Origin of the sequence: Cupriavidus agavae (genome assembly GCF_004217045.1) — a bacterium.
In the GTDB taxonomy this organism is placed as follows: domain Bacteria; phylum Pseudomonadota; class Gammaproteobacteria; order Burkholderiales; family Burkholderiaceae; genus Cupriavidus; species Cupriavidus agavae.
In genome coordinates this window covers 64,334-88,845 of record NZ_SGXM01000004.1, presented here as the reverse complement: position 1 = coordinate 88,845, position 24,512 = coordinate 64,334, and the positions used below count along the sequence as shown (strand labels likewise).

Sequence of the window (24,512 nt, the reverse complement as noted above, 5' to 3'; positions counted from 1 at the left end):
CGCCCTTGCGCCGACCGCACCCCCGCCGCCGGACCGCCGCCGGCCTGGGTTGCCCTGATCCGCCGCATCGTCACGCTGCAGGCGCTGGCCATGGCCGTGCTGGCCGTGGTGGCCATGCTGACGGCGCCGCGCGCCCAGGCGCAGACCCCGGCGCCGCTGGCCGAGTGGCAGTATTCGGTGGGCGTGCCGCTGGAAAAGATGTTCGAGGGCGAGCAGCAGGGCTGGGATGTGCGCGTGGGCGCCGCCGTCAGCGTGCGGCCGCGCTACGAAGGCACGACCAACTATTACATCCTCGGCGGCCCGGTCATCGACGTCCGCTACGGCGACAAGTACTTCCTGTCCACCGGCGAGGGCCTGGGCTGGAACATCATCCATACTGGCAACCTGCGCGCCGGCGTGGCGCTGACCTACGACCTGGGCCGGCGCGAGAAGAAGGACCACAACCACCTGGGCGGCCTGGGCAACATCGGCATGGCGTTCGAAACCAAGGTCTTCGCCGAGTACGTGATTTCCAAGGAATTTCCGATGGTGATCCGCGCCAACGTGCGGCGCCAGTTCGGCGGCGCCAACGGCGTGATCGGCGACATCGGCGCCTACCTGCCGCTGCCGGGCAGCAGCGAGAAGTTCTTCTGGTTTGCCGGCCCCACCGTGACCTTTGCCGATTCGGCCTACATGGGCCGCTGGTATGGCGTGACCGCCGAGCAGTCGGCGCGCTCGGGCCTGCCCCAGCATCGCGCCAGCGGCGGCATCAAGTCGTACGGCGGCGGCATCTCGGCGATGTGGTTCTTCAACAAGCACTGGTTCACCACGGCCGACGTGGGCATGTCCGCGCTGGTGGGCGACGCCCGCAGCAGCCCGGTCACCTCGCGTTCCACCAGCTGGACCGGCGATATCTCGATCAACTACCAGTTCTGAGCCCGCGCCAGGCCCGCCCGGCAATCACTCGGCCGGGCGGCGCAGATAGCCTTCCACCACCCGCTTCAGCCCGGGCAGCTTGCCCGTGAAGAAATGCCCGGCACCGGGCAGCACCACCACCGGAAGCTCCTGCGGCCGCGCCCAGTTCAGCACGTTGGCCAGCGGCACGCGCTCGTCCTGCTCGCCATGCACCACCAGTGCATTGTCCGGCACCGGGGGGGTGTCGTACGACAGCGAGGCCGACAGCACGCCGGCCGGCATGCCGGACAGGATCAGATGCGCCACCGGCTCGCCCGCCTGCGCCAGTTGCTGCACGGCGCGTGTCTGGATGAACGCGCCAAACGAGAAGCCGGCCAGCGCCAGCGGCAAGCCGGGCCGCTCGGCCTGCAGATGGCGGATCACCGCCAGCACATCGTCGGTCTCGCCATTGCCATCGTCGTAAGTGCCTTCGCTCTGGCCCACGCCGCGGTAGTTCGGCCGCAGCGTGGCAAACCCGTGCGCCTGCAGCGTACGGGCCAGCAACTGCGGAATCTTGTGTTCGGCGCTGCCGCCCTGGCTCGGATGCGGGTGCGCCACCACGGCGATGCCGCGCGGCACGCCCTCGGGCAGGTCGGCGAGCATCTCGATCTGGCCGGCGGGGCCGGCAATGAACTGGCGGGAGGAAGCGGAGGTCGTGAACGTCGAAGACATGAGGACTACTGCCGGCACCGGCCGGGATGGCTGCTGGAATTAGTAAAACGACGATGGATCGTCGTGTGCAGGTGCAGCATACCCCCACCGGGGCACCCCCGGCAACGTCCGTTCCCTGCGCAGTCAGTCAGTGATGGTGGTCGGACTTGATGACGGCCGCGATCTCCTGGCGGCGGACGCTGACCACATCGTCCAGTTCCAGCCCCTCGGCCACCACCAGCATCTCGGCGCCCCGGCTGATCGCGTAGATCACGCCGTACCAGAGGTCCGGGCCGGCCACGGCGTTGAGCCGCACGCTGAATTCGGTTTCCAGGTCCTGGCTGTGCACGGTGACCAGGTCACCGACTTCGGGCACGGCGGCCGGGTCCGCCGTCGGAAATTCCCGGGCCGCCACCGTGAGCGGCGTCTGCGCAATGCCGCGCGCGAACCTCGCCTGCATCGTCCTCTCCTGCGCGTTGTCTTTCCAGACAAGCATATAGGGGCGGTCAGAAAAGGCACGGTAAACCTTCCGCCAGGCCACGGCGCCGCCGCTCACCACTGGTAGCGCACGCCGAGCAGCCCGGCCACGCTTTCGTAGCCACCGTTGCCATACTGGTACCCCAGATGTCCCCACATGCGCCAGCGCGCCGAAAGCGGCACCTGGGCGCCGGCCTTGACCTCCACGCGGTCGCCCGGGCCGTCCTGGCTCAGCCCGAAGCCGTTGAAGGCGATGGCGTTGCCGCGCGTGTCGTGCCACCAGTTCAGTTCGAGGAACGGCTGCCAGGAGGGTGAGGCGCCGTCCGCCGGCACGTGGAACAGCCGCGCGCCGGCCCGCGTCGCCCAGCCGCCGCTGCTCCGGCTCTCCACGCGGGTGCCATTGCCCTCGACATGGGTGTCAGACGCGTAGTCGGTGTAGACCACCTGCAGTTGCGGCTCCAGCTGCACCGTACCGAGGCTGGTGTACCCCAGCGCAAACGCCCAGCCGCCCTCGACCGAAGCCTGCCAGACCCGGCTGCCGTAGTGCTCGCTGCCGATGCCGCTGCCCCGCACGATGTTGTCGAAATGGCTGTACTGGAACCACGCATCGGCATAGGGGCCGCCGCCCGCCGCATGCCGGCGCCACGTGCCGTAAACGCCCGCGCCGCCGCCATTGACCGTGCCGCGTGCGTCGGCGGGGTTGTCGCGGGCCGTGGCATGGGTGGTCGCCGTGCCGTAGCCGGCCATCACCCCGGCCTGTACCTGGCCGTGGGAAGCGTCATGCCGGAACAGGTCGATACCGGCCTGCGCCATCGCGCTGTCCGCGCTGGTGCCGAGCAGGCCGTGTACCGCGTCGGCATCGGCATGGCCGCCGGTGACCCGCGCCCACCCGAGCGACGCGCCCGGTCCGCGCGGATCGGGCATCCCCGCCCGGTCGTGCAGCGTATGGACGAACATGCCCTGCGCCACGACCTGGTTGGCCAGCCAGACGCCGGGCTCGGGGCGCGGCACCGGGGGTCCGCGTCCATCGGACGCACGCAGATACCAGTTGCCATCACCGGGCGCGCCGTCGCTGCCCTGGTACAGCCGGTACTCGTAGGCACCCGCCACGACGCGGCCATCGAGCGTGAACAGGCCGTTTGACTGGCCATCGACCTGCACCACGCGGATGCCGGCCTGGGTCGGGGCGCCGGCGCCCCCCGCGTTGCGGACGTTGACCAGCGTCTGCCCGGCCGTGTTGCCGCGCACGATCAGGCGGTCCGTGGCGGAGCCATCGTCGCCCAGCGCGGTGTACAGCGTGAGCCGCCCGTTGTGGCCGGTGTAGTCGCCGTTGACCGTCAGCGTGCTGGCCGGGACCGGCGATCCCATGCGGACCTCGCCCTGGTTGACCAGCGACCCGCCAATCTCGAACGCCCCGGCCGGGCGGCTTGCGAACCCCGGCGCGGCATCGGCCACGGCCAGCAGCCCCTGGTTGACCACCGCGCCGGCCACGCCGCCATAGCCCCCGAAAGTCGCGCCGGGCGCCACGGTGACCTGCGAGGTGCCGGACAGCCGCCCGTTGCCGTCGAGCAGCAGCGCGCCGGTGGCGACCGAGGTCGGACCGGTGTAGGGGCTGTCGGCCGTCAGCGTCAGGATGGCCGGCCCGGTCTTGGCCAGCCCGCCGCTGCCCGTGATGACGCCGGCATACGAGCCATCGACGGTGTGGCTGGCAGTCAGCGTGCCGCCGCCCAGCGCCACGGTGCCCGCGCCCGTCAGCTGGTTGACCTGCTGGTCGAAACCGTCGAGATCGAACGCGGCGCCCTCGGCGATCACCAGTTGCGGGCTCGACGCGATCACGTTGGCGGCGCCGGTCTGCAGCGTGCCGGCGTTGACCAGCGTGGCACCGGTATAGCCGTTCGGCTTCGACAACCGCAGCGTGCCGGGGCCGGCCTTGGTCAGCGTCCGCCCGTCCCAGCCCGTGGCGGCGTTGGCCGGCTGGTCCACCAGCCGCGCGTCGATATCGAACGCACCGCGGGCGTTGTCGAGCGTGAACAGGCCGTTCGCCGTGTCGGGATCGGTGCTGTGCGCGGCATACCAGACCAGACCCACGCCAACCACGAATTTCTGCGGCCCGTAGGTGGACGTGACGGTCAGGTAATCGGGCTCCTCGGTATGGCCGCCTATATAGATACTGCCGAAGGTGCCGGAAAGCCCGTCCGGCGTGCTGGCGTGGATCACTGTCATCGCCGTCGAGGCCAGCTCGTGCACCGAGGCCTCTGACGAAGCCGAAAAGCCAACCAGGTTGAAGCGCGCTTCCGGTTCGATCACGGCCGTGGCCGCCGTCACCGATGCCATGTCGGCGCGCGCCACCACATCGAACCCACCCGCCACGCTGAACCGGTTTCCCACCTGCAGCGCGGCCTGCCGGCCCACCGCCAGCGTGCCGCCCGCCGCAGTAATGACATCGTTGCCCACCGCAAAGTTGCCCGTGCGCTCGAAGCTCAGCACGCCCGCCTCGACCGCCACGTTGCCCTGCGCCGATCCCTCCCCGCCCAGGACCACCGTCCCGGGGCCGGCCTGCCGCAGCAGACCGGCGCCGCTCAGCGCCGATGGCATCACCACGCGGTCGGTGCGCCGGAACACCAGCGCGCCATCGTTCCGGATGCTGCCCGTCACCATGCCGGACGCCCCACCCTCGCCGAGCGTCAGTTGCCCGCCACTGCCGATGGTGGTGCCGCCGGCCCCGTCCTGGCTCGCCGTGCCGGCCAGCGTCAGGTTGCCGAGCACATGCAGCGCGTCGGCGCCGGCGCCGCCCAGCGCCACGTTGCCCGCCAGCCGCCAGTCGCTGTCCGATTGCGCGGTCAACGAGGCAAAGCCGTTGCCTTCGGTCGCCGTGAAATCGCCATCCTCGCTACCGCTGCCGGCCAGCGCGATGGCGTTGCCCGGCCCCTCGCTCGCGATTGCCACGTTGCCGGCGCCGTCCAGCGAGGATCCCCCCTCCAGCACCACCGTATTGTTGCCCCCGGCCAGCAGGATGGCCGGCGCCTCGTGGCCGATGATGCGGCCCCGGTTCGTGACCAGCCCGTTGCGCAACAGCTCGATGCCGGCGCGTTGTTCGCCCTCTATCACGCCGGTTGGCCCATTGACGATGCTGATGGCGCTGCCCGTGGTGCTCTGGATGCCGCCCTGATACCCGTAGATCGTGCCCAGGTTCTCGATGGCGGTGACACCCGCCACCAGCCGGATGCCCTGCCCATAGGTGGGATGCCCGGTGCCCGAGCCAATCAAGGCGTTTTCGTGATTGATAATGAACACCACACCCACGGTATCAAGATAAATGCCGTCGGCGCTGCTGGTCACGCTGCCCTCGGGGCCCTGGTTCAGCGTGCCGTAGTTTTCGATCCGGCCCGATGCACCGCTGCCGAAATGAATCGCGTGGCTGGCCCGCACGCTGATATCGCCGTAATTGACGACGGTGCTGTCGGCACCCTGGCCCTCCATCGTGACGCCAAATGTCTTGCCATCCACCATGCCGCCCGCCTGGTTCACAAAGGTGCCCTTAACCATGAACCGCACGCCGGCCCCCGAACTATCACCCGACGAGTTCAGCGTGCCCGCGTTGGTGAGCGTGGCGCCCTCCACCCCCTCGATCCGCACCCCGTCGCCTTTCTCCGATGCCACCGTGGTGCCGGCCGGCACCGTATAGGCCGTGTCGTTCGAGAAAGTCTGCTGCGTGGAGGACGATGCAATCACTGTCGCCGCAGGCGCCGCCGGCGAGCACATCATCAGCACCGCTCCATATATCCGGCTGCGCCGCCACGCACGCGGGCCCGTACTCCGGCATTTCGGTGGTCTGCTTGTCATGGGATTTTCCGGCCGCCGGCCTCGGGATAATCAGATAATCGGAATGAAAATAATCACGCCCCGCCGGTTTAATCGGCGATGAAGCGGAAACGGAATGGTGATACCGTTATTTCTATATCAACGGGCAGGATTATCCAAACCGCACTTTGTTTATCGAATCCCAAATACCGCAGATAATCGCCAGACAGATTCCCGCGCCTTGGCGGTGTGCCTGGCGGCGCCGACGCGTCCGGGCAAACACCCCCCTTTCCGGTGCACGCGGCGTAACGTGGCTCTGGCAGAATGCGTGTCGATGAGTCATCGCTACTCCCCCATGTTCCTGCAGGGCCTGGCCTACAGCGCGCCGCGCTGGCGCTACACGCGCTGGCTGGCGGAGCCGGGCCGCGACGTGCCCGCCGAGATCCGCGCGGCCCTGGTGGGTAGCCTGTTCGGCACGCTGTCGATCTTCTTCGGCGGCATCCTGAACACGCTGATGGTGGCTACCGTGATCACGCTCCACCTGCGCCGGCCCGAGTTCATGGTCTGGCTGGGCTTCGAAGCCGCCATCTGCGTGCTGCGTATCGTGGTGTTGTTCTCGGCCCGCCGCGCGGCGCGCGAGCAGCGTCCCACGCCGACTGACTGGCATATCGTGCTGACCCTGGCCTGGGCGGCCAGCGTCGGCGTTGGCGCCTATCTCAGCGTGACCGGCGGCGACTGGCTCAGCGCAGCCATGGCCTGCCTGTCCGCCGCGGCCATGTGTGGCGGCATCTGTTTCCGCAATTACGGCGCGCCGCGCATGACGGCAACCATGATCCTGCTGACGCTGGGCCCTATCTGCGTCGGCGCGCTGCAGGCCCACGAACCGTTGTTCCTGCTGACGCTGCTGCAGTTGCCGCTCTATGTCTTCAGCATGACAAGCGCGTCATTCCGGATGAATGCGATGGTGGTGGCCACCATGCGCTCGGAGCGCGAGAACGCGCACCGCGCCCGCCATGACTCGCTGACCGGCCTGCTGAACCGCGCCAGCCTGCTGTCAGACATCCGCGAGGCCAGCGCCCAGCGCATGGCGGCGGGTCGGTTTCTGACGCTGCTCTATATGGATCTGGACGGTTTCAAGCCGATCAACGACTCCTACGGCCACGGCAGCGGCGACGAACTGCTGATCCGCGTGGGCGAGCGCCTGCGCGGCGCCGTGCCGGGCCGGGGGCTGGTCTACCGGATCGGGGGCGACGAATTCGTCATTGTGCTACGCAACGAAAGCGAGCAAAGCGTGCAGGCGCTGGCCGGCGACCTGCTGCGCGAGGTCAGTACGCCCTATGTACTAACCACCGGGCATCAGGCCCGGCTCGGGGTCAGCATCGGTATCGCCCACGTGCGTCCCGCCGGCCTGACCGCCGACGACATCCTCCACCTGGCCGACCAGGCGCTGTACCGCGCCAAGGCGCAGGGCAAGGGGCAATTCCAGTTCGCCACCGCCGACGACTGAACGGCGTGCCTGCCCGGTTGCACGACGCCGTGCGAACTCGAAAACATTTACTTCGATAACCAAAAAGTCTGATGGCCTATGACGGCCATTGATCAATACGATATGACTTGTCGCATTTCATCTGCGATAGTTGGCCGGACTCCTGTCGTCAAGTCAGTGAATCGGCATCGTGAGGCGATCGGGAGCCACCCGTAGCCGGCCGGCAATCCCTGCAAATTGCCAGACCCACAAACGTCCAGGCGCGGCCCCCGAGGCTGCGCCAACAAGAAGGAACCATCCATGAATAAGCTCACGACCGCTTTCGGCGCGCCTGTCGTCGACAATCAGAACATCCAGACCGCTGGCCCGCGTGGTCCCGCGCTGCTGCAGGATGTCTGGTTCCTGGAAAAACTGGCCCACTTCGACCGCGAGGTCATCCCCGAGCGCCGCATGCACGCCAAGGGCTCGGGCGCCTACGGCACCTTCACGGTCACGCACGACATCACCAAATACACGCGCGCCAACCTGTTCTCGGAAATCGGCAAGAAGACGGAGCTGTTCATGCGCTTCTCGTCGGTGGCCGGCGAGCGTGGCGCCGCTGACGCCGAACGCGACATTCGCGGCTTCGCCATCAAGTTCTATACCGAGGAAGGCAACTGGGACCTGGTGGGCAACAACACCCCGGTCTTCTTCCTGCGCGACCCGCTCAAGTTCCCCGACCTGAACCACGCCGTGAAGCGCGACCCGCGCACCGGCATGCGCAGCGGCGAGAACAACTGGGATTTCTGGACCGGCCTGCCCGAGGCGCTGCACCAGGTAACCATCGTCATGAGCGACCGCGGTATTCCACGCTCGTGGCGCCATATGCACGGCTTCGGCAGCCACACCTACAGCTTCATCAACAAGAACATGGAGCGCTACTGGGTCAAGTTCCACTTCGTGACCCAGCAGGGCATCCAGAACCTGACCGACGCCGAGGCCGCCGAAGTGACCGGCCAGGACCGCGAAGTCCATATGCGCGACCTGTACGACGCCATCGAGCGCAAGGAATTCCCGCGCTGGAAGCTCTGCGTGCAGATCATGCCCGAGGCCGAGGCCGGCAAGTACCGGTACAACCCGTTCGACCTGACCAAGGTCTGGCCGCACAAGGACTACCCGCTGATCGAAGTGGGCGTGCTGGAACTGAACCGCAATGCCGACAACCACTTCGCCGAAGTCGAGCAGTCGTCGTTCGCGCCCTCGACCATCGTGCCGGGCGTAGGATTTTCGCCAGACAAGATGCTCCAGGGCCGGCTGTTCTCGTACGGTGACGCCGCGCGCTACCGCCTGGGCGTGAACCACCACCTGATCCCGGTCAACGCGCCGAAGGCCGCGAAGTACGTCAACAGCTACCACCGCGACGGCCGCGGCCGCACCGACAGCAATGGCGGCAGCACCATCGCCTACGAGCCGAACACCAAGGGCGAGTGGGCCGAGCAGCCGGACTTCCGCGAGCCGCCGCTGACGCTCGAAGGCGCTGCCGACCACTGGAACCACCGGGTGGACGATGACTACTTCTCGCAGCCGGGCGCGCTGTTCCGCCTGATGTCGCCGGCCCAGCAGCAGGTGCTGTTCGACAACACGGCACGCGCCATCAAGGGCGTGTCGCGGCATATCCAGCAGCGCCACATCGACCACTGCACGAAGGCCGATCCGGCCTACGGCGCAGGCGTGGCCGCCGCCATCGAGAAGATCGAAGCGAAGTAATCGGGCGCAAGCCGAAGCAAATGGCCAGGGAGGCCCCCGCTGCGGGGGCCTCCCGGCAGGACAAGACAATATGGAAACGCCCCAGACTCCCACGATGACCGCCGAGGACGAGGCCCGCATGATCGCCGCGCTGGGCCAGGTATTCGACCTGGCACGCGGCGGCGACGCGCCGGCCCTGGCGGCACTGATCGAACGCGGCATGCCGCCCAACCTGCGCAACGAGAAGGGCGACACGCTGGTCATGCTGGCCGCCTACCACGGCCAGACCGAGGCGCTGCGCACGCTGCTGGCCGCAGGCGCCTCGCCCGACATCCGCAATGCCATGGGCCAGACGCCGATCGCCGGCGCGGCCTACAAGGGCTACAAGGAAGTCATCGAGATCCTGCTGGAACACGGCGCGGACGTGGAAGGCGCCTCGCCCGACGGCCGCACCGCGCTGATGACGGCCGCGATGTTCCAACGGGCCGAGATCGTGGAACTGCTCAAGGCGCACGGGGCAGACCCGGACGCGAAGGATGAACGCGGGATGACTGCGGCGGATGCCGCGGCGTTCATGGCGGGGCGGCGCTAGGCTTCTCGGCCTCGCGTTTTGCTCCCCTCTCCCGCAACGCGGGAGAGGGGAGCAAACCTACCCCTCACCCTCGCCCCACAAACGGCATCTTCGTGGCCATCACCGTCATGAACTGGACATTGGCCGACAGCGGCAAGTTGGCCATGTGCAGCACCGAACTGGCGATGTGCGCCACATCCATCAGCGGCTCCGGGCGGATCTCGCCGTTGGCCTGCGGTACGCCGCGCGCCATGCGGTTGGCCATGTCGGTGCCCGCGTTGCCGATGTCGATCTGGCCGCAGGCGATGTCGTAGGCGCGTCCGTCCAGCGAAAGACTCTTCGTCAGGCCGGTAATGGCGTGCTTGGTGGCGGTGTAGGGCACGGTGTTGGGCCGGGGCGCGTGCGCCGAGATCGAGCCGTTGTTGATGATGCGGCCGCCCTGCGGGTCCTGCGACCGCATCAGCGCAAAGGCGCCGCGCGCGCACAGGAAGGCGCCGGTCAGGTTGACGTCGAGCACGGCCTTCCACTGCTCCACCGACAGTTCGTCGATCGGCATCGCCGGGGCGTTGACCCCGGCATTGTTGAACAGCACATCGAGCCGGCCGAAGCGCTCGCGGATCTTCGCGTAGAGCGCATCCACCGAGGCCGGGTCGCTCACATCGCACTGCACGGCCAGCGCCGTCTGGCCTGCCGCGCTGGCGTCGGCGGCCAGCGCCTCCAGCGTCGCGGCCGTCCGGCCGGCCAGCACCACCTGATAGCCGTCCGCCAGCATCGCCTGCGCCACAGCCTTGCCAATGCCCCGGGCCGCGCCCGTGACCAGTGCCACCTTGTTCTGCGTTGTCATGCCCGCTGTCTCCTCGGATTGGGGTGGCGGTCATCGTACATCACGGCATTGCACGCCAGCTTTCAGAAAGCTTGCAGCGTGAGGCGGGTCAATACCGCGCGTGGTGTGCAGTTCTAAAGATATAACAACAATGCATTTGGCCGGGCGGGGTGGTTGTCGTACGATGCGCCGCTGACCGGGCGAGGGCAGGGAGGCTCTCGCCCATTCCATCCACGCCCTCAGAACTACTAAAAATGTCAGTCGATCTCGCCCTGTCGCCCGCCGGCGCCACGGCCGCCAGCCAGGCCGCCCCGTCGAAGGCGGTCATCCGTTCCGCCGCCGATGTCACCCGCCTCGTCAATGAGGGCGGCGCCGCCGTCAGCAATGCGCGCGTGGTGGTTGCCATCGCGCTCGGCGGCATCTTCCTCGATGCCTATGACCTGGGCGCGCTCGCCTTCGGCCTCAAGGACGTCACCCGCGAATTCAACCTGACGCCGGCCGGCACGGGCATGGTGGCCTCGGCCATCACGTTCGGCGCGATCGTCGGTGCCTTCCTGGGCGGCTACCTGACCGACCGCATCGGCCGCTACCGCGTGTTCATGGCCGACATGCTCTGCTTCGTGGTGGCCGCCATCGCCTGCGCGCTGGCCCCGAACGAATACGTGCTGGCCGGCGCCCGCTTCGTGATGGGCCTGGGCGTCGGCATCGACCTGCCCGTGGCCATGGCCTTCCTGGCCGAATTCTCGAAACTGAAGGGACACGGCAACAAGGCCGCGCGGGTGGCCATGTGGTGCCCCACGTGGTACGCGGCGATCTGCGTCTCGTACCTGCTCGTGCTCGGCTGCTACGCCATCCTGCCGGCATCGCAGAGCGGCCTGCTGTGGCGCATCATCCTGGGCTTTGGCGCGGTGCCCGCGCTGGTCATCATCGCCGTGCGCAGCCGCTACATGAGCGAATCGCCGATCTGGGCCGCCAACCAGGGCGACCTCGAAGGCGCGGCCAGGATCTTGCGCAAGTCCTACGGCATCGACGCCACCGTGGCGCCCGACGCCGTGGTCGAGCCCCAGAAGCGCCCCGCTTCCTGGCGAAATTACGGCCTGCTGCTCAAGGGCGTGTACGCGCGCCGTACCACGCTGGCCACGATCATGTCGATCGCATCGTCGTTTGCCTATAACGCGGTGGCGTTCGGCCTGCCGGTCATCATCGCCAGCTTCCTGGCGCAGACCATGCTGAACACGATCCTGATCTCGCTGGCGCTGAACCTGCTGTTCGCATTCGTGGGCGGCCTGATCGGCGTGCACCTGGTGCCCAAGACCGGCGCGTGGAAGCTGACCGTCACCGGCTACGCGTTCCAGCTGGCAGCCCTCGTCGGCCTGGCCGTGATCGGCAAGCCGGCCGGCACCGCCGAGGTGGCGATCGCCATCTCGTTCCTGGCGCTGTTCCTGCTGGGCCAGGGCTTCGGTCCGGGCGCGCACACCATGACCTACGCCTCGCTGAGCTACCCCACCTCGCTGCGCGGCGTGGGCGTGGGCTTCAACCAGACGCTGATGCGCGCCAGCTCCACGGCCTCGCTGTTCCTGTTCCCGGTGCTGGCCGCCGCGCTGTCGACCAAGGTCTTCTGGGTCATCGCCCTGGCCCCGCTGGCCGGGCTGCTGGCGCTGCTGGCCATCCGCTGGGAACCGGCGAACTACGATGTGGATGCGGAGGATTTCGTGACAAGCAAGGTCTGAAGGTTCTTGCTCCCCTCTCCCATGCAGTGGGAGAGGGCTTGGGGGAGAGGGGCGCAAACCGGGGTGAACCAGCTTCAACCCACCATCTCCGCCCGCTCCGCCACGATCCTCAGCCGGTCGAAGTTCATGTTGGCGCCCGACGTGATCGCCACCAGCGCTTGCGCCGCGCCTGCGGGCAACCCCTCCGCATACTGCTTCAGCCCCGCCACGGCCAGTGCGCCGGCCGGCTCCACCAGGCTGCGGGTGTCCTGGAATACGTCCCTGATGGCGGCGCAGAGCGCGTCGGTGTCCACCGTCAGCACACCGTCCAGCAGATGCCGGCACAGGCGGAATGTCTCGGCGCCCACGCGCTTGACGGCCGTGCCATCCGAGAACAAACCCACTGTTTCCAGCGTCACGCGCTCACCGGCCGCCAGCGAGCGGGCCATCGCGCACGAATCGTCGGTCTGCACGCCGATGACCTTCACCTCGGGCCGCACGGCCTTGATGTACGACGCCACGCCGGCCGCCAGGCTGCCGCCGCCGATGGGCACGAACACGGCGTCGAGCGCGCCCCGGTGCTGGCGCAGGATCTCCATGCCCACCGTGCCCTGCCCGGCGATCACGTCGGGATCGTCGAACGCCGGGATGAAGGTTAGCGCTCGCTCACGTTGCAGCGCCATCGCGTGGTCGTAGGCATCGGAATACGACTCGCCGGCCAGCACCACCTCCACCATCGCGCCGCCATGGGTGCGCACGGCGTCCACCTTGACCTGCGGGGCGGTCTGGGGCACCACGATGATTGCGCGCACGCCAAGCCGGGCGGCGGCCAGCGCCACGCCCTGGGCATGGTTGCCGGCCGATGCCGTGATCACGCCGCGCGCCAGCGCATCGGGCGGCAGGTTGGCCATCTTGTTGTAGGCGCCGCGCACCTTGAACGAGAACACCGGCTGGTGGTCCTCGCGCTTGAGCAGGACGGTATGGCCCAGCCGGGCCGACAGGCTCGCGGCCGGCTCCAGCGCGGTCTCGCGGGCCACGTCATAGACGCGGGCGGTCAGGATGCGCCGCAGGTAGTCATCGGCATCGATCGCGCCGGCATCGGCATGCAACAGCGCGGGCGGCGTGGCGGCGCGGGACGGAAGGGAAACGGGGGCGGTCGACGGCATGGGCACTCCTGGCTTGGGCGTTGGACCCAGGAGGCGGCAACAAAAAACCCGCCTGGCTGGGCGGGTTTGTTTGTCTGTTCCGGACGCGCGCTAACCCACCATTCGAGGAATGGTGCGAATAATCGCGATGGCGAAGGCGCGCAGGCCGAAAGAGGTCATGGCAGCGAGTGTCACGGATTTCACCACACTGTGTCAATCCCGGCGCAGTCTTGCACCGTGGCGGCGCGGCCGCGTGTCGTATCCGCGCCGCTTCCCGCAATCCGTTGTGGCGCGCGGCCTTCAGGCGGATGGCAGGTCGTATTAGAATCGGCGCTGTCGCGCCAGACGGCCTGCAGGGCCAGTGGTCATGTTCCGGGCACGGGTTAGCCTTGGACTGGTTCTGCGTCAGGCCGCACGGGTAATTCAGTTTCAGAAAACTCCATCCGATATCCTTCCTGCGTCCACAGGACTTCGGGCATAAAAAGTACATGACCGCGCTTGCATACGATGTTGCCCTGGCACCCGAGCCTGCCGACCGCCGGCTGCCCGCTGCCACCCCTGCCGGGGACGAGGCCTGGGCGTTGCTGGAAGCTTCCGGCGCGCTGGCCATGTGGGTGGACGTCCAGGGACGCATTCTCGATGCCACGGAGACCACGGCTGACCTGCTGGTCTATCCGCTCGACTATCTGCGCCGCGCCTCGCTGCTGGACCTCGTGGCGCTGGAATCGCGCGAGCGCGTGGCCCAGATGCTGCACGGCTGCGCCCATGACCGTGCCGCGCGCCGCGAGCGCGTGCGCATGGCCGGCGGCATCGGCGGCCCCGATTGGATCGACCTGCGCGCCAGCCACCATGCCGCCGCCGATGGCAGCACGGCGCTGCTGCTGTTCGGCTACGACATCAGCGACTGGATGGAGTCGCAGCGCGAACTGTCCGAGCGTGCCTTCCTGGATCCGCTGACCGGCGTGGGCAACCGCGCCTATATCCGCAAGCGGATCGAGGAATGCGCGTCCGGCCGGGCCGGCCAGGGCTTTGCGCTGGCCCTGATGGACCTGGACGGCTTCAAGAACGTCAACGATTCGCTGGGCCACGAGTTCGGCGACGCGCTGCTCAAGGAAGTGGGCGCCCGGCTGCAGGACACCGTGCGCACGCGGCAGAGCGTGGCCCGCCTGGGCGGCGACGAATTCGTGCTGCTGCTCGACGGCATGCCCACCGAGGCCGACGCCGTACGCATCCTGGAACGCGTGATCCACGTCATCCGCCAGCCGTTCCTGCTGGGTGGCTGCCATGTGCGCATCACCACCAGCATCGGGCTGGCCCATTCGGCCGGCGCGCCGCAGAGCGAGTCGCAATGGCTGCGCCGCGCCGACCTGGCGATGTACGAGGCCAAGGCGCTGGGCAAGAACCGCTATTGTGTCTACACGCCCGAACTCGACCGCCGGCTCGACGAGCAGTTCCGCATCGAGCAGAGCATGTTCGAGGCCGTGCAGAACGGCGAATTCCTGCTGCACTACCAGCCGATCGTCTGGCCCGGCACGGGCAAGATCTGCGCCGTGGAGGCGCTGATGCGCTGGGAGCATGCCGGCAAGGAGATCCGCCCCGACATCTTCATCCCCGTGGCCGAGAAGAACGGGCTGATCAAGCATCTGGGCGCCTGGGCGCTGCGCTGCGCCTGCGCGCAACTGGCGGCCTGGGATGCGCAGGGCATCCACGTGGGCCACATGTCGGTCAACGTCTCGGCCGTGCAGTTCCTGCATCCGAACTTCTACGACAGCGTGCGCGCCGCCATCCAGGACGCCGGCATCGGCGCCGACCGCCTGGTGCTGGAAATCACCGAAAGCGTGCTGATGACCGACCCCAAGGCGGCCGAGCAACTGCTGCTGTCGCTGCGCGCGCTGGGCATCCGCTTCGCGGTGGACGATTTCGGCACCGGCTATTCCAGCCTGTCGTACCTGCGCCGCTTCCCGCTGTCCGCGCTCAAGGTGGACCGCAGCTTCGTGGCCGACATGATCGATTCCCCGCACGCGCGCACCATCGTTTCGGCGGTGCTGTCGCTGGCGCGCGAGCTGGGCCTGGTGGCCATTGCCGAGGGCGTCGAGACCGAGGCCCAGGGCAACCTGCTGGCCGCCCAGGGCTGCGATCTGGTACAGGGCTGGCGCTATGCGCGCGCGCTGAGCCCGGCCGATTTCGAGTCGGCGGTGCTCGACGGCAAGCTGGTCATGGGCCAGGGCGAGGTCTTCACGCAGCGGGTGGCGTCCTGATGTCCAAGTCCGCCTTCTTCGAGACGCTCTGGGCGCGCATGGCACAGCAGGGGGATTTCCCCACGCTGCAGTACTGCGTCGACAACATCTTCAAGACGCTCAACGCCGATCTCAGCGTGGGCGAGATGGCCACCAGCGTGCTGTCGGATTTCAGCCTGTCGCAGAAGGTGATCCGGCTGGCCAACTCGGCCATGTACCGCTCGTTCGGCGGCGAGGTCACCACGGTCTCGCGCGCCATCCTGGTGCTCGGCGTCGAGGCCATCAGCCACCTGACGCTCGGCATCCAGCTGCTCGACTACTTCCACGGCGTGGCGCCCAAGCGCCCGCAGGCGGCCAAGGCGCTGCAGCGCGTGCTGGTGGCCGGCGAGATCACGCGCGCCCTGAGCCAGGCACGCGGCATCAACGAGGGCGAGGAAGCCGTCGTCTGCACGCTGATGTACCACATGAGCCGGCTGCTGCTGGTGTTCTACTTCCCCGAGGAGTGGGAGCGCATCGAGGCCATGTGCGCCGCGCATCCGATGACCGAGAACGAGGCCGCGCTGGAGGTGCTGGGTGTCTCGCTCGAGGATATCGCCGAGGCGGCCGCCCAGAAATGGCGCCTGCCGGGCCTGATCGCCAACGCCATGAAGCCGCGCACGCTGGCTGCGGACAGCCGCCTGGAGACCCATGCCGACTGGCTGGCCGCCATCGCGCATGTCTCGTCCGAGGCCGCCGTGACGATGGTGCGCGAGGGCACGCAGGCGTCGGTCGAGGCGCTGCTGAACTCGCACGCCAAGATGCTCGGGCTGAATCCGGGCGATGTCAGCGTGGCCGTGAGCCAGGCCGAGAGCCTCAACAGCACGATCATCGAATCGGAGACGGCGGCACCCGCCGATGGCGCTGCCGCAAACGGCGGGCGGCCCGTGAACGTGCTGGAACGGCTGCGCCAGGGGCTGGAAGAGGTGCGCCGCGAAGGCGCGGGGCTGTCGGTGTCACAACTCGCGCCGATGGTGCTGGAGACGAGCATGCGCGCGCTGGATTTCTCGCGCTGCTTCCTGATGATGCTGAATCCGGCCACGCGGCGTTTCCATGCGCGGCTGGGCTTCGGCGACGGCATGCGCGAGGCGCTGCCGGCCCTGTCATTCGAGGAAGGGTTCGTGCCCGACGTGTTCCACTTTGCCGGGCTGTCGGCGCGTCCGCTGCTGATCGAGGACACCTTCGAGCCCGACGTGGCGCCGCGCATGCCGCGCTGGTACCGCGATGCACTGCCCGACGCCCGTTCGGTGCTGCTGGCGCCGGTGAAGATGCGCAACCGCTGTATCGCGCTGATCTATGGTGACTGGGGCTCGGCGCGGATGCCGGCCGCGCTCGGCGATGCCGAGATCGACGCCATCGACGCGCTGATGCAGGAAATTGCCGCCGGCGTCATGCGCGCCGCGCCAGACCGCGGCGTCGCGCGTCCACGCTGACGGCAAGGCCGGCCGCCCGGGGCCGGCCCGCTGCTTGCCGCGTGTTGCTTCCCGCCTTATTCGTCCGGCGTGCCCAGCGCGCGGTTGACCCGCAGCGCCACCAGCGTGCCCAGCACGCCTGACAGCAGGTACAGGCTCACCGCCGCCAGCCCGAACAACGACGAGAGTCCCAGCGCCACGAGCGGCGCGAAGGCGGCGCCGAACAGCCAGCCGAAGTCCGTGGTCAGCGCGGCGCCGGTGTAGCGGTACTTGGTGGCGAAGTTCGAGGTCACCACGCCAGCCGCCTGCCCGTACGACAGCCCCAGCAGCCCGAAGCCCACCAGGATGAAGATGTCCTGCCCGGTCGGCCCGCCGCCGAGCAGCCACGGCGTGGCCAGGCTGAAGATGCCGATCAGCACGGCCATGACCGCCAGCGTGGTGCGCCGGCCGATGCGGTCGGCGATCCAGCCCGAGATGACGGTACCGATCACCGCGATGAAGCCGCCCACGATCTGGATCGCCAGCACATCGGTGATGTCCTGCGTCTTGTGCAGGATCACCCAGCCCAGCGGAAACACCGTGACGAGGTGGAACAGCGCGTAGCTGGCCAGCGCGGCAAAGGCGCCAAGGAAGATGTTGAACCCCTGGGCGTTGACCATCTGCAGCGTGCTGATCGGCTCCAGTTCATCCTCTTCGAGCAGCCGGGTGTACTCGTGCGTGACCACCAGCCGCAGCCGCGCGAACAGCGCCACGACGTTGATGGCGAACGCCACGAAGAACGGGTAGCGCCAGCCCCAGTCGATGAACTCGGCCGGCGTGAGGCTCGCATGGAGGAACAGGAACAGCCCGCCGGCGATGATGAAGCCCACCGGCGCGCCAAGCTGGCCCAGCATCGCGTACCAGCCGCGCTTGTCCTGGGGCGCGTTGAGCGCCAGCAGCGACGGCAGCCCATCCCACGAGCCCCCGAACGCGATGCCCTGCGCGAATCGGAAAAACGCCAGAAGATAGATCGCCGCGCTGCCGATCGACGCGTAGGCGGGCAGGAAGGCGATGCCCACCGTGGCCGTGCCGAGCAAGAACAGCGAGGCTGTCAGTTTTACGCCACGCCCCCAGCGCCGCTGGATGCGCATGAACAGCGCCGTGCCAAACGGGCGTCCGATAAACGCGAACGAGAAGATGGCGAAGCTGAACAGCAGCGCGCCCAGTTCGCTGGCGAACGGAAAGAACACGCTCGGGAAAACCAGTACCGAGGCAATGCCGTAGACGAAGAAATCGAAATACTCCGAGGCCCTCCCGATCACCACGCCTGTGGCGATTTCGGCAGGTGCCACCTCGTGGTGGCCGGGCGCCGGAGGTGCAGTCGGCGACGCGCGATGCTGGTGGGTCAAACTGGCCATCGTGGGGTCTCCATCGAGAGCGGAAGGAATGTCGTACTGCACTTAAAGTCCCGCAGTAACAAGAATAGCGCCTAAACTGCCATTGGAAATCGAAAGATTGCTACGTCGCAGCGCGAGCGACGTTACTCAAACGCCACTTCCGAGAACCATGCCACGCTTCGATGCTGCAGTGCCAACATTTGGTGTGACGAATAGATTGCTTCTGAAAAGTGTAGCAATCGCCTTGTTCCTGACTCTCGCGGGGTGCAGCAATGCCGTGCTGCTGTCACCGTCAGGCGATCTCGCCGTGCGTAACCGTGACCTGATCATCATCGCCACGTTGCTGATGCTGCTCATCATCGTCCCGGTCATCGCCATGACGCTGCTGTTTGCGTGGAAGTATCGCGAGAGCAACAAGGACGCCCCCTACAACCCCGAGTGGGACCATTCCACCGTCCTGGAACTGGCCATCTGGGCCGCGCCGCTGCTGATCATCATCGCGCTGGGCGCCGTGACGTGGGTCAGTACTCACCAACTTGACCCCTACCGCCCGATCACGCGGATCGACGAGAAACGGCCGGTGCCAGCCGAAGCCAAACCGCTGGTCGTGGAGGTGGTGGCGATGGACTGGAAGTGGCTGTTCCTCTATCCCGAGCAGGGCATTGCCACCGTCAACGAACTGGCGGCGCCGGTGGATCGGCCGATCGCCTTCAAGATCACGGCCACGTCGGTCATGAACGCGTTCTTCGTGCCCTCGCTGGCCGGCATGGTCTACGCCATGCCCGGCATGGAGAGCAAGCTCCACGCGGTGATCAACAAGCCGGGCGTTTACGAGGGCCTGTCCGCCAACTACAGCGGCGCGGGCTTCTCGCACATGTACTTCAAGTTCCACGGCCTGGCCGAGGGTGATTTCGACAAGTGGGTCGAGCAGGTCAAGGCCTCGGGCACTCCGCTGTCGAAAGACAACTACCAGCAACTGGCCAAGCCCAGCGAACGCGAGCCCGTGCGGCGCTACGCCAGCGTGGCGCCCGACCTCTACCAGCAGATCCTGAACCGGTGCGTGGACGGCGGCGCCTGCATGGCCGACACCATGGCGCTGGACCGCAGCCGCGGCAAGTTCGACCCATCCGCCGAAATCTGCACCGCGAGCAACACGGTGGCCGTGTCGCCGGCGTTCGCGCCGGATACCCCGGCAAGCGGCGGGCGATTGCTGCGCTGACGGAGCCCCCCGGCGGCGGCCCGCAACCGCCAGCCGCCGGCGCCCTCCGTCCGAGCCAGGCTGACATCCGTTTTCCCTATCACTCATCGGCCAGAATTGGTCAAGACAGGCCCAGGTGACAAACATGCCCGAGCGTTCCGAACTCGCCAACTTCATTTTTGGCCGCCTCACGTGGGATTCCATCCCGCTGCATGAACCGATCCTGATCGCCACCTTCGCGGTGGTGGCGCTGGGCGGCATCGCGCTGTTGGGGCTGCTGACGTACTACCGCGTCTGGGGCTACCTCTGGCGCGAGTGGTTCACGAGCATCGACCACAAGAAGATCGGGATCATGTACGTGATCCTTGGCATCGTGATGCTGCTGCGCGGCTTTGCCGACGCCATCATGATGCGGATCCAGCAGGCCGTGGCCTTCGGCGACAACCTCGGCTACCTGCCCCCGCACCACTACGACCAGATCTTCACGGCGCATGGCGTGATCATGATCTTCTTCGTGGCCATGCCGCTGATTACCGGGCTGATGAACTTCGTCGTGCCACTGCAGATCGGCGCGCGCGACGTGGCCTTCCCGTTCCTCAACAACTTCAGCTTCTGGATGACCACGGGCGGCGCCATCCTGGTGATGATGTCGCTGTTCGTCGGCGAGTTCGCGCGCACCGGCTGGCTGGCGTATCCACCGTTGTCGGGCATCCTGCACAGTCCGGACGTGGGGGTCGACTACTACATATGGGCGCTGCAGGTGGCGGGCGTGGGGACACTGCTATCAGGGATCAACCTGCTGGTGACCATCGTCAAGATGCGCGCGCCAGGCATGACGCTGATGCGCATGCCAATCTTCACCTGGACGGCGCTGTGCTCCAACGTGCTGATCGTGGCCGCGTTCCCGGTGCTGACGGCCGCACTGGCGCTGCTGTCGCTGGACCGCTACGTCGGCACCAACTTCTTCACGGCGGACCAGGGCGGCAGCGCCATGCTCTACGTGAACCTGATCTGGATCTGGGGCCACCCCGAGGTCTACATCCTCGTGCTGCCCGTGTTCGGCGTGTTCTCCGAGGTCACGGCCACCTACTCGCGCAAGCGGCTGTTCGGCTACGCGTCGATGGTGTACGCCACGGTGGTGATCACGGTGCTGTCGTACCTGGTGTGGCTGCACCACTTCTTCACGATGGGGTCCGGCGCCAGCGTGAACTCGTTCTTCGGGATCACGACGATGATCATATCGATCCCGACCGGGGCCAAGATATTCAACTGGCTGTTCACGATGTACCACGGCAAGATCCGCTACGAGCCACCGATGCTGTGGACCGTGGGCTTCATGGTCACCTTCGTGATCGGCGGCATGACGGGCGTGCTGCTGGCGGTACCGCCGGCGGACTTCTCGCTGCACAACAGCCTGTTCCTGATCGCCCACTTCCACAACGTGATCATCGGCGGCGTGCTGTTCGGGCTGATGGCGGCCATCTCGTACTGGTTCCCGAAGGCGTTCGGCTACCGGCTCGTGAACTCGTGGGGCAAGGCCTCGTTCTGGTTCTGGCTCGTGGGCTTCTACTTCGCGTTCATGCCGCTGTACTGGCTGGGCCTGCTCGGCGTCACGCGCCGGATGAACCATTTCGACGATCCGTCGCTGCAGATCTGGTTCCAGATCGCCGCGTTCGGCGCCTTCCTGATCGCGCTGGGCATTGCCTGCTTCATCATCCAGCTGGTGGTCAGCTTCCGGCGCCGCGACCAGCTGCGCGACGTGACCGGCGACCCGTGGGATGGCCGCACGCTGGAATGGTCCACGTCGTCGCCGCCGCCGCAGTACAACTTCGCGTTCACGCCCGTGGTGCATGACACCGACGCCTGGTGGCAGATGAAGCAGCTTGGCTACCGGCGCCCGCTGGACGGGTTCATCCCGATCCACATGCCGAAGAACACGGCGGCCGGGATCGTGCTGGCGGGGCTGTCCACGCTGATGGGCTTCGCGCTGATCTGGCACATCTGGTGGCTGGTGATTGCCTCGTTCGCGTCCATCGTCATCGCCGCAATCATCCATACCTTCAACTACAAGCGCGACTACTACATTCCGACCGACGACGTGGTCCGGACCGAAGCCCTGCGCACCCAACAACTGATGACCGGCCATGGTTGATACAACGCTCCCCCTGCACCCCAACGGCACGCCGGCCCACGCGCCCGTGCCTCCAGGCACCGCCGCGGCCGACGACGTTCCGCCGGGCGGCTACCAGTTCTACCTGACGGAGGAACACCATCCGCAGAACGGCACGCTGCTCGGGTTCTGGATCTACCTGATGAGCGACTGCCTGATCTTCGCGTGCCTGTTCGCCGCCTACGGCGTGCTGGGCCGCGAGTATGCGGGCGGGCCCACCGGTGCCGAGCTGTTCGAGCTGCCGCTGGTGGCGATGAACACCGCGTTCCTGCTGCTCTCGTCGATCACGTACGGCTTTGCGATGCTGCAGATGCAGCAGAACCGCGTGGCCGGCACGCAGATCTGGCTGGCCATCACCGGCGTGTTCGGCGCCGCGTTCCTGGCCGTGGAAATGTACGAGTTCATGCATCTGATCCACGAGGGTGCCGGCCCCACGCGCAGCGCGTTCCTGACCTCGTTCTTCGCGCTGGTGGGCACCCACGGGCTGCACGTCACGTTTGGCATGCTGTGGCTGATCGTGCTGATGCTGCAGGTGGGCAGGCATGGCCTGATCACCGCCAACAAGCGCCGCCTGATGTGCCTGTCGATGTTCTGGCACTTCCTGGACGTCGTCTGGATCGGCGTCTTTACCTTTGTCTACCTGATGGGAACGCTGCCATGAGCGCGCAAGACCACGCCCTGGATGGCCACGGGCACGATCACGGACACGGCCACGATCACCATGACGAGGAAATGGGGCCGCACGCCACGCTGGGCGGCTACCTGACGGGCTTCGTGCTGTCGGTATTCCTGACGGCGGTGCCGTTCTGGCTCGTGATGGGGGATGTCTTCGACAAGTCGCAGACCACGGCGATCGTGATCCTGCTGATTGGCGCGGTGCAGATCGTCGTGCACATGATCTACTTCCTGCACATGAACGCCAAGTCCGAGGGCGGCTGGAACATGCTGTCGCTGATGTTCACGCTGACCCTGGTGGTGATTACGTTGTCCGGGTCGCTCTGGGTGATGTTCCACCTGAACAGCAACATGATGCCGCACATGCAGCACAACCAGGACGCGGCCCAGTCGGGCGGCACGATCGTGCCGCCGCGCACCAAGTAGATTGGGCCGGCACCGCCGGGGCCAGGCCCTGGCGGTGCGGTACTGCAAGGCTGGCTGCGCTCAGGCGGCCAGGCGGAACGTCGCCACGGCTTCCTTGAGACGCTGGGCCTGTTCCTCGAGCGAACCGGCCGCCGCGGCGGCCTGCTCTACCAGCGCGGCGTTCTGCTGCGTGACGGTATCCATCTGCGTCACCGCCTGGTTCACCTGCTCGATGCCGGCGCTCTGCTCGGCCGACGCCGCGCTGATCTCGCCCATGATGTCGGTCACGCGCTTTACGGCGCTGACGATCTGCTCCATCGTCTCGCCGGCCTGCGCCACCAGTTGCGAGCCGCGCTCGACGCGGTCGGCGGAGTCGCCGATCAGCGACTTGATCTCCTTGGCGGCCGTGGCCGAGCGCTGCGCCAGGCTGCGCACCTCGCCCGCCACCACGGCAAAGCCGCGCCCCTGCTCGCCGGCACGGGCCGCTTCCACGGCGGCGTTCAGCGCCAGGATGTTGGTCTGGAAGGCGATACCCTCGATCACCGAGATGATGTCGACCACCTTGCGCGACGAGGTGTTGATCTCGTCCATCGTGTTGACCACCTGGCCCACCACCTCGCCACCCTGGGTCGCCACTTCCGACGCATTGACGGCCAGCGAGCTGGCCTGCTTGGCGCTGTCGGCGTTCTGGCGCACGATGCTGGTCAGTTCCTCCATGCTCGACGCGGTTTCCTGCAGCGACGAAGCCTGTTCCTCGGTGCGCTGCGAGAGGTCGGTGTTGCCGGCCGCGATCTGGCTCGTGCCCGTGGCAATCGCCTCGGTGCCGTTACGCACTTCCTTGACGATTCCCAGGATGTTGTCGTTCATCTCGCGCAGCGCCTCGAGCAGCTGGCCGGTCTCGTCGGTGCTGTCCACGTGGATGCGGGTACTCAGGTCGCCGGCCGCCACGGTACGCGCGAAGGCCACGGCACGGTGCAGCGGGCGCGTGATGCCCACGGTCAGCCACCAGGCAAACACCACGCCAATGGCCAGCGCAATCACACCCAGCGTGATCAGGCCGTTGCGGGCGCTCTCGTAGATGCCATTGATCTCGCCCGCGGTCTTGTCGATCGATGCGCGCTGGATGTCGAGCAGCTTCTGGATCTCGCCCAGGTAGGCGTCGCCGGCCGGCACGAACTCGTTGTCCAGAACCTTGTTGGCCTCGTCGGTCAGGCCCTCGGCCTTGAGCTTGGTGATCTTGTCGCGCGAGTCGTTGTACGGATTGCGCACCACCTGGATTTTCTTGAAGGCCGCCTTCTCTTCGTCGGTCTTCAGGGTCGGCTCGATCTTGTCGCGCAATTCGGCGATGGCCTTGACCGAGTAGGCCGTCTCCTTGGCGAAGAACGCCCCGAGCGTCGGATCGCTGCTGCGGGCCACGGCCGTGGTACGGCGCACGCTGGCATACATCAGCCGATACCAGTCGCTGACCAGCCGTTCCTTGGCCAGCGGCTCCTGCATCATCTCGTGCGTGCGGCCGGCAACCTCCTGCAACCGGTACACCCCGAGCACCGTCATCAACGTGCTCAACAGCAACACCACGCCAAAGCCGATGCCAAGGCGTACACCAATACCAAGATTCTTCATGTCTTCTACCTGATTGATTGGTTCGTGGCAGGCCGTGGTCACCCGTTGCACACGGCCGC

The 24,512-nt window shown here is 67.2% G+C and carries 17 protein-coding genes and 1 pseudogene; 11 read left to right on the top strand and 7 right to left on the bottom strand.

The genetic code is table 11. The features are described from left to right. Positions 1-90: 90 nt before the first annotated feature. The gene (locus tag EV147_RS16485; protein WP_130392525.1) at positions 91-915 is read left to right on the top strand and encodes a MipA/OmpV family protein; all 825 of its coding nucleotides are present in this window, start codon (positions 91-93) and stop codon (positions 913-915) included. A gap of 24 nt (positions 916-939) precedes the next feature. Here the strand turns inward: EV147_RS16485 and EV147_RS16480 are convergent, their stop codons facing one another. From EV147_RS16480 to EV147_RS16470, 3 genes are all read right to left on the bottom strand, one after another. After that, positions 940-1,623 carry an alpha/beta hydrolase gene (locus EV147_RS16480; protein ID WP_268907444.1) on the bottom strand — a complete coding sequence of 228 codons (684 nt, stop codon included), beginning with the start codon at positions 1,621-1,623 and terminating at the stop codon, positions 940-942. A 109-nt stretch (positions 1,624-1,732) separates the two neighbouring features. Beyond that, positions 1,733-2,044 (bottom strand): hypothetical protein, encoded by a 312-nt coding sequence (locus EV147_RS16475; RefSeq protein WP_130392301.1) that lies wholly within the window; start codon positions 2,042-2,044, stop codon positions 1,733-1,735. A gap of 92 nt (positions 2,045-2,136) precedes the next feature. Next, positions 2,137-5,826 carry an autotransporter outer membrane beta-barrel domain-containing protein gene (locus EV147_RS16470; RefSeq protein WP_235844777.1) on the bottom strand — a complete coding sequence of 1,230 codons (3,690 nt, stop codon included), beginning with the start codon at positions 5,824-5,826 and terminating at the stop codon, positions 2,137-2,139. 370 nt (positions 5,827-6,196) lie between these two features. On the opposite strand from EV147_RS16470, the gene EV147_RS16465 reads away from it, so the two are divergent. The 3 genes from EV147_RS16465 to EV147_RS16455 all read left to right on the top strand — a co-directional run bounded on the left by EV147_RS16465 (position 6,197) and on the right by EV147_RS16455 (position 9,665). Further along, the gene (locus EV147_RS16465; RefSeq protein ID WP_235844776.1) at positions 6,197-7,369 is read left to right on the top strand and encodes a GGDEF domain-containing protein; all 1,173 of its coding nucleotides are present in this window, start codon (positions 6,197-6,199) and stop codon (positions 7,367-7,369) included. Positions 7,370-7,648: 279 nt separating this feature from the next. Beyond that, positions 7,649-9,094 carry a catalase gene (locus EV147_RS16460; protein ID WP_130392300.1) on the top strand — a complete coding sequence of 482 codons (1,446 nt, stop codon included), beginning with the start codon at positions 7,649-7,651 and terminating at the stop codon, positions 9,092-9,094. Positions 9,095-9,188: 94 nt separating this feature from the next. Beyond that, positions 9,189-9,665 carry an ankyrin repeat domain-containing protein gene (locus tag EV147_RS16455; protein ID WP_130392522.1) on the top strand — a complete coding sequence of 159 codons (477 nt, stop codon included), beginning with the start codon at positions 9,189-9,191 and terminating at the stop codon, positions 9,663-9,665. Positions 9,666-9,729: 64 nt separating this feature from the next. Here the strand turns inward: EV147_RS16455 and EV147_RS16450 are convergent, their stop codons facing one another. Beyond that, a complete protein-coding gene (locus tag EV147_RS16450) occupies positions 9,730-10,488 on the bottom strand; it encodes an SDR family oxidoreductase (RefSeq protein WP_130392299.1) in 759 nt (252 codons plus the stop codon). Between the two features lie 233 nt (positions 10,489-10,721). On the opposite strand from EV147_RS16450, the gene EV147_RS16445 reads away from it, so the two are divergent. Beyond that, a complete protein-coding gene (locus tag EV147_RS16445; protein WP_130392298.1) occupies positions 10,722-12,197 on the top strand; it encodes an MFS transporter in 1,476 nt (491 codons plus the stop codon). 83 nt (positions 12,198-12,280) lie between these two features. Here EV147_RS16445 and ilvA read toward each other — a convergent pair. Beyond that, positions 12,281-13,264, bottom strand: a pseudogene (gene ilvA / locus EV147_RS16440) (threonine ammonia-lyase, biosynthetic); the annotation flags it as partial. A 545-nt stretch (positions 13,265-13,809) separates the two neighbouring features. Between ilvA and EV147_RS16435 the strand changes: the two are divergent. Together EV147_RS16435 and EV147_RS16430 are read left to right on the top strand one after the other, a co-directional pair. Then, a complete protein-coding gene (locus EV147_RS16435) occupies positions 13,810-15,579 on the top strand; it encodes a putative bifunctional diguanylate cyclase/phosphodiesterase (protein ID WP_130392296.1) in 1,770 nt (589 codons plus the stop codon). Further along, positions 15,579-17,027 carry an HDOD domain-containing protein gene (locus EV147_RS16430; RefSeq protein ID WP_130392295.1) on the top strand — a complete coding sequence of 483 codons (1,449 nt, stop codon included), beginning with the start codon at positions 15,579-15,581 and terminating at the stop codon, positions 17,025-17,027. Before EV147_RS16435 ends, EV147_RS16430 begins: the two co-directional genes overlap by 1 nt. A gap of 56 nt (positions 17,028-17,083) precedes the next feature. Here the strand turns inward: EV147_RS16430 and EV147_RS16425 are convergent, their stop codons facing one another. Beyond that, positions 17,084-18,403, bottom strand: coding sequence for an MFS transporter (locus EV147_RS16425; protein WP_130392294.1), 1,320 nt, complete (start codon positions 18,401-18,403; stop codon positions 17,084-17,086). A 148-nt stretch (positions 18,404-18,551) separates the two neighbouring features. Between EV147_RS16425 and cyoA the strand changes: the two genes are divergently transcribed. The 4 genes from cyoA to cyoD all read left to right on the top strand — a co-directional run bounded on the left by cyoA (position 18,552) and on the right by cyoD (position 22,851). Further along, the gene (gene cyoA, locus EV147_RS16420) at positions 18,552-19,601 is read left to right on the top strand and encodes a ubiquinol oxidase subunit II (protein ID WP_130392293.1); all 1,050 of its coding nucleotides are present in this window, start codon (positions 18,552-18,554) and stop codon (positions 19,599-19,601) included. A gap of 124 nt (positions 19,602-19,725) precedes the next feature. Then, positions 19,726-21,732 (top strand): cytochrome o ubiquinol oxidase subunit I, encoded by a 2,007-nt coding sequence (gene cyoB, locus EV147_RS16415; RefSeq protein WP_130392292.1) that lies wholly within the window; start codon positions 19,726-19,728, stop codon positions 21,730-21,732. Beyond that, positions 21,725-22,411 carry a cytochrome o ubiquinol oxidase subunit III gene (gene cyoC / locus EV147_RS16410; protein WP_198680274.1) on the top strand — a complete coding sequence of 229 codons (687 nt, stop codon included), beginning with the start codon at positions 21,725-21,727 and terminating at the stop codon, positions 22,409-22,411. The genes cyoB and cyoC overlap by 8 nt, the downstream gene beginning before the upstream one ends. Next, positions 22,408-22,851: a cytochrome o ubiquinol oxidase subunit IV gene (gene cyoD / locus EV147_RS16405; RefSeq protein ID WP_130392291.1), complete on the top strand. Its 444-nt coding sequence runs from the start codon at positions 22,408-22,410 to the stop codon at positions 22,849-22,851. Before cyoC ends, cyoD begins: the two co-directional genes overlap by 4 nt. 60 nt (positions 22,852-22,911) lie before the next feature. Here the strand turns inward: cyoD and EV147_RS16400 are convergent, their stop codons facing one another. Beyond that, positions 22,912-24,453 carry a methyl-accepting chemotaxis protein gene (locus EV147_RS16400; protein WP_130392290.1) on the bottom strand — a complete coding sequence of 514 codons (1,542 nt, stop codon included), beginning with the start codon at positions 24,451-24,453 and terminating at the stop codon, positions 22,912-22,914. Positions 24,454-24,512 lie beyond the last annotated feature (59 nt).

Bases quoted from the DNA above. Each gene is read 5' to 3' on its own strand.
- EV147_RS16470 (WP_235844777.1), bottom strand. From the start codon at position 5,826: ATGATGTGCTCGCCGGCGGCGCCTGCGGCGACAGTGATTGCATCGTCC.
- EV147_RS16475 (WP_130392301.1), bottom strand. From the start codon at position 2,044: ATGCAGGCGAGGTTCGCGCGCGGCATTGCGCAGACGCCGCTCACGGTG.
- EV147_RS16435 (WP_130392296.1), top strand. From the start codon at position 13,810: ATGACCGCGCTTGCATACGATGTTGCCCTGGCACCCGAGCCTGCCGAC.
- EV147_RS16450 (WP_130392299.1), bottom strand. From the start codon at position 10,488: ATGACAACGCAGAACAAGGTGGCACTGGTCACGGGCGCGGCCCGGGGC.
- cyoA (WP_130392293.1), top strand. From the start codon at position 18,552: ATGCCACGCTTCGATGCTGCAGTGCCAACATTTGGTGTGACGAATAGA.
- cyoB (WP_130392292.1), top strand. From the start codon at position 19,726: ATGCCCGAGCGTTCCGAACTCGCCAACTTCATTTTTGGCCGCCTCACG.
- EV147_RS16465 (WP_235844776.1), top strand. From the start codon at position 6,197: ATGAGTCATCGCTACTCCCCCATGTTCCTGCAGGGCCTGGCCTACAGC.
- EV147_RS16430 (WP_130392295.1), top strand. From the start codon at position 15,579: ATGTCCAAGTCCGCCTTCTTCGAGACGCTCTGGGCGCGCATGGCACAG.
- cyoC (WP_198680274.1), top strand. From the start codon at position 21,725: ATGGTTGATACAACGCTCCCCCTGCACCCCAACGGCACGCCGGCCCAC.
- cyoD (WP_130392291.1), top strand. From the start codon at position 22,408: ATGAGCGCGCAAGACCACGCCCTGGATGGCCACGGGCACGATCACGGA.
- EV147_RS16455 (WP_130392522.1), top strand. From the start codon at position 9,189: ATGACCGCCGAGGACGAGGCCCGCATGATCGCCGCGCTGGGCCAGGTA.
- EV147_RS16460 (WP_130392300.1), top strand. From the start codon at position 7,649: ATGAATAAGCTCACGACCGCTTTCGGCGCGCCTGTCGTCGACAATCAG.
- EV147_RS16425 (WP_130392294.1), bottom strand. From the start codon at position 18,403: ATGGCCAGTTTGACCCACCAGCATCGCGCGTCGCCGACTGCACCTCCG.
- EV147_RS16400 (WP_130392290.1), bottom strand. From the start codon at position 24,453: ATGAAGAATCTTGGTATTGGTGTACGCCTTGGCATCGGCTTTGGCGTG.
- EV147_RS16485 (WP_130392525.1), top strand. From the start codon at position 91: ATGGCCGTGCTGGCCGTGGTGGCCATGCTGACGGCGCCGCGCGCCCAG.
- EV147_RS16445 (WP_130392298.1), top strand. From the start codon at position 10,722: ATGTCAGTCGATCTCGCCCTGTCGCCCGCCGGCGCCACGGCCGCCAGC.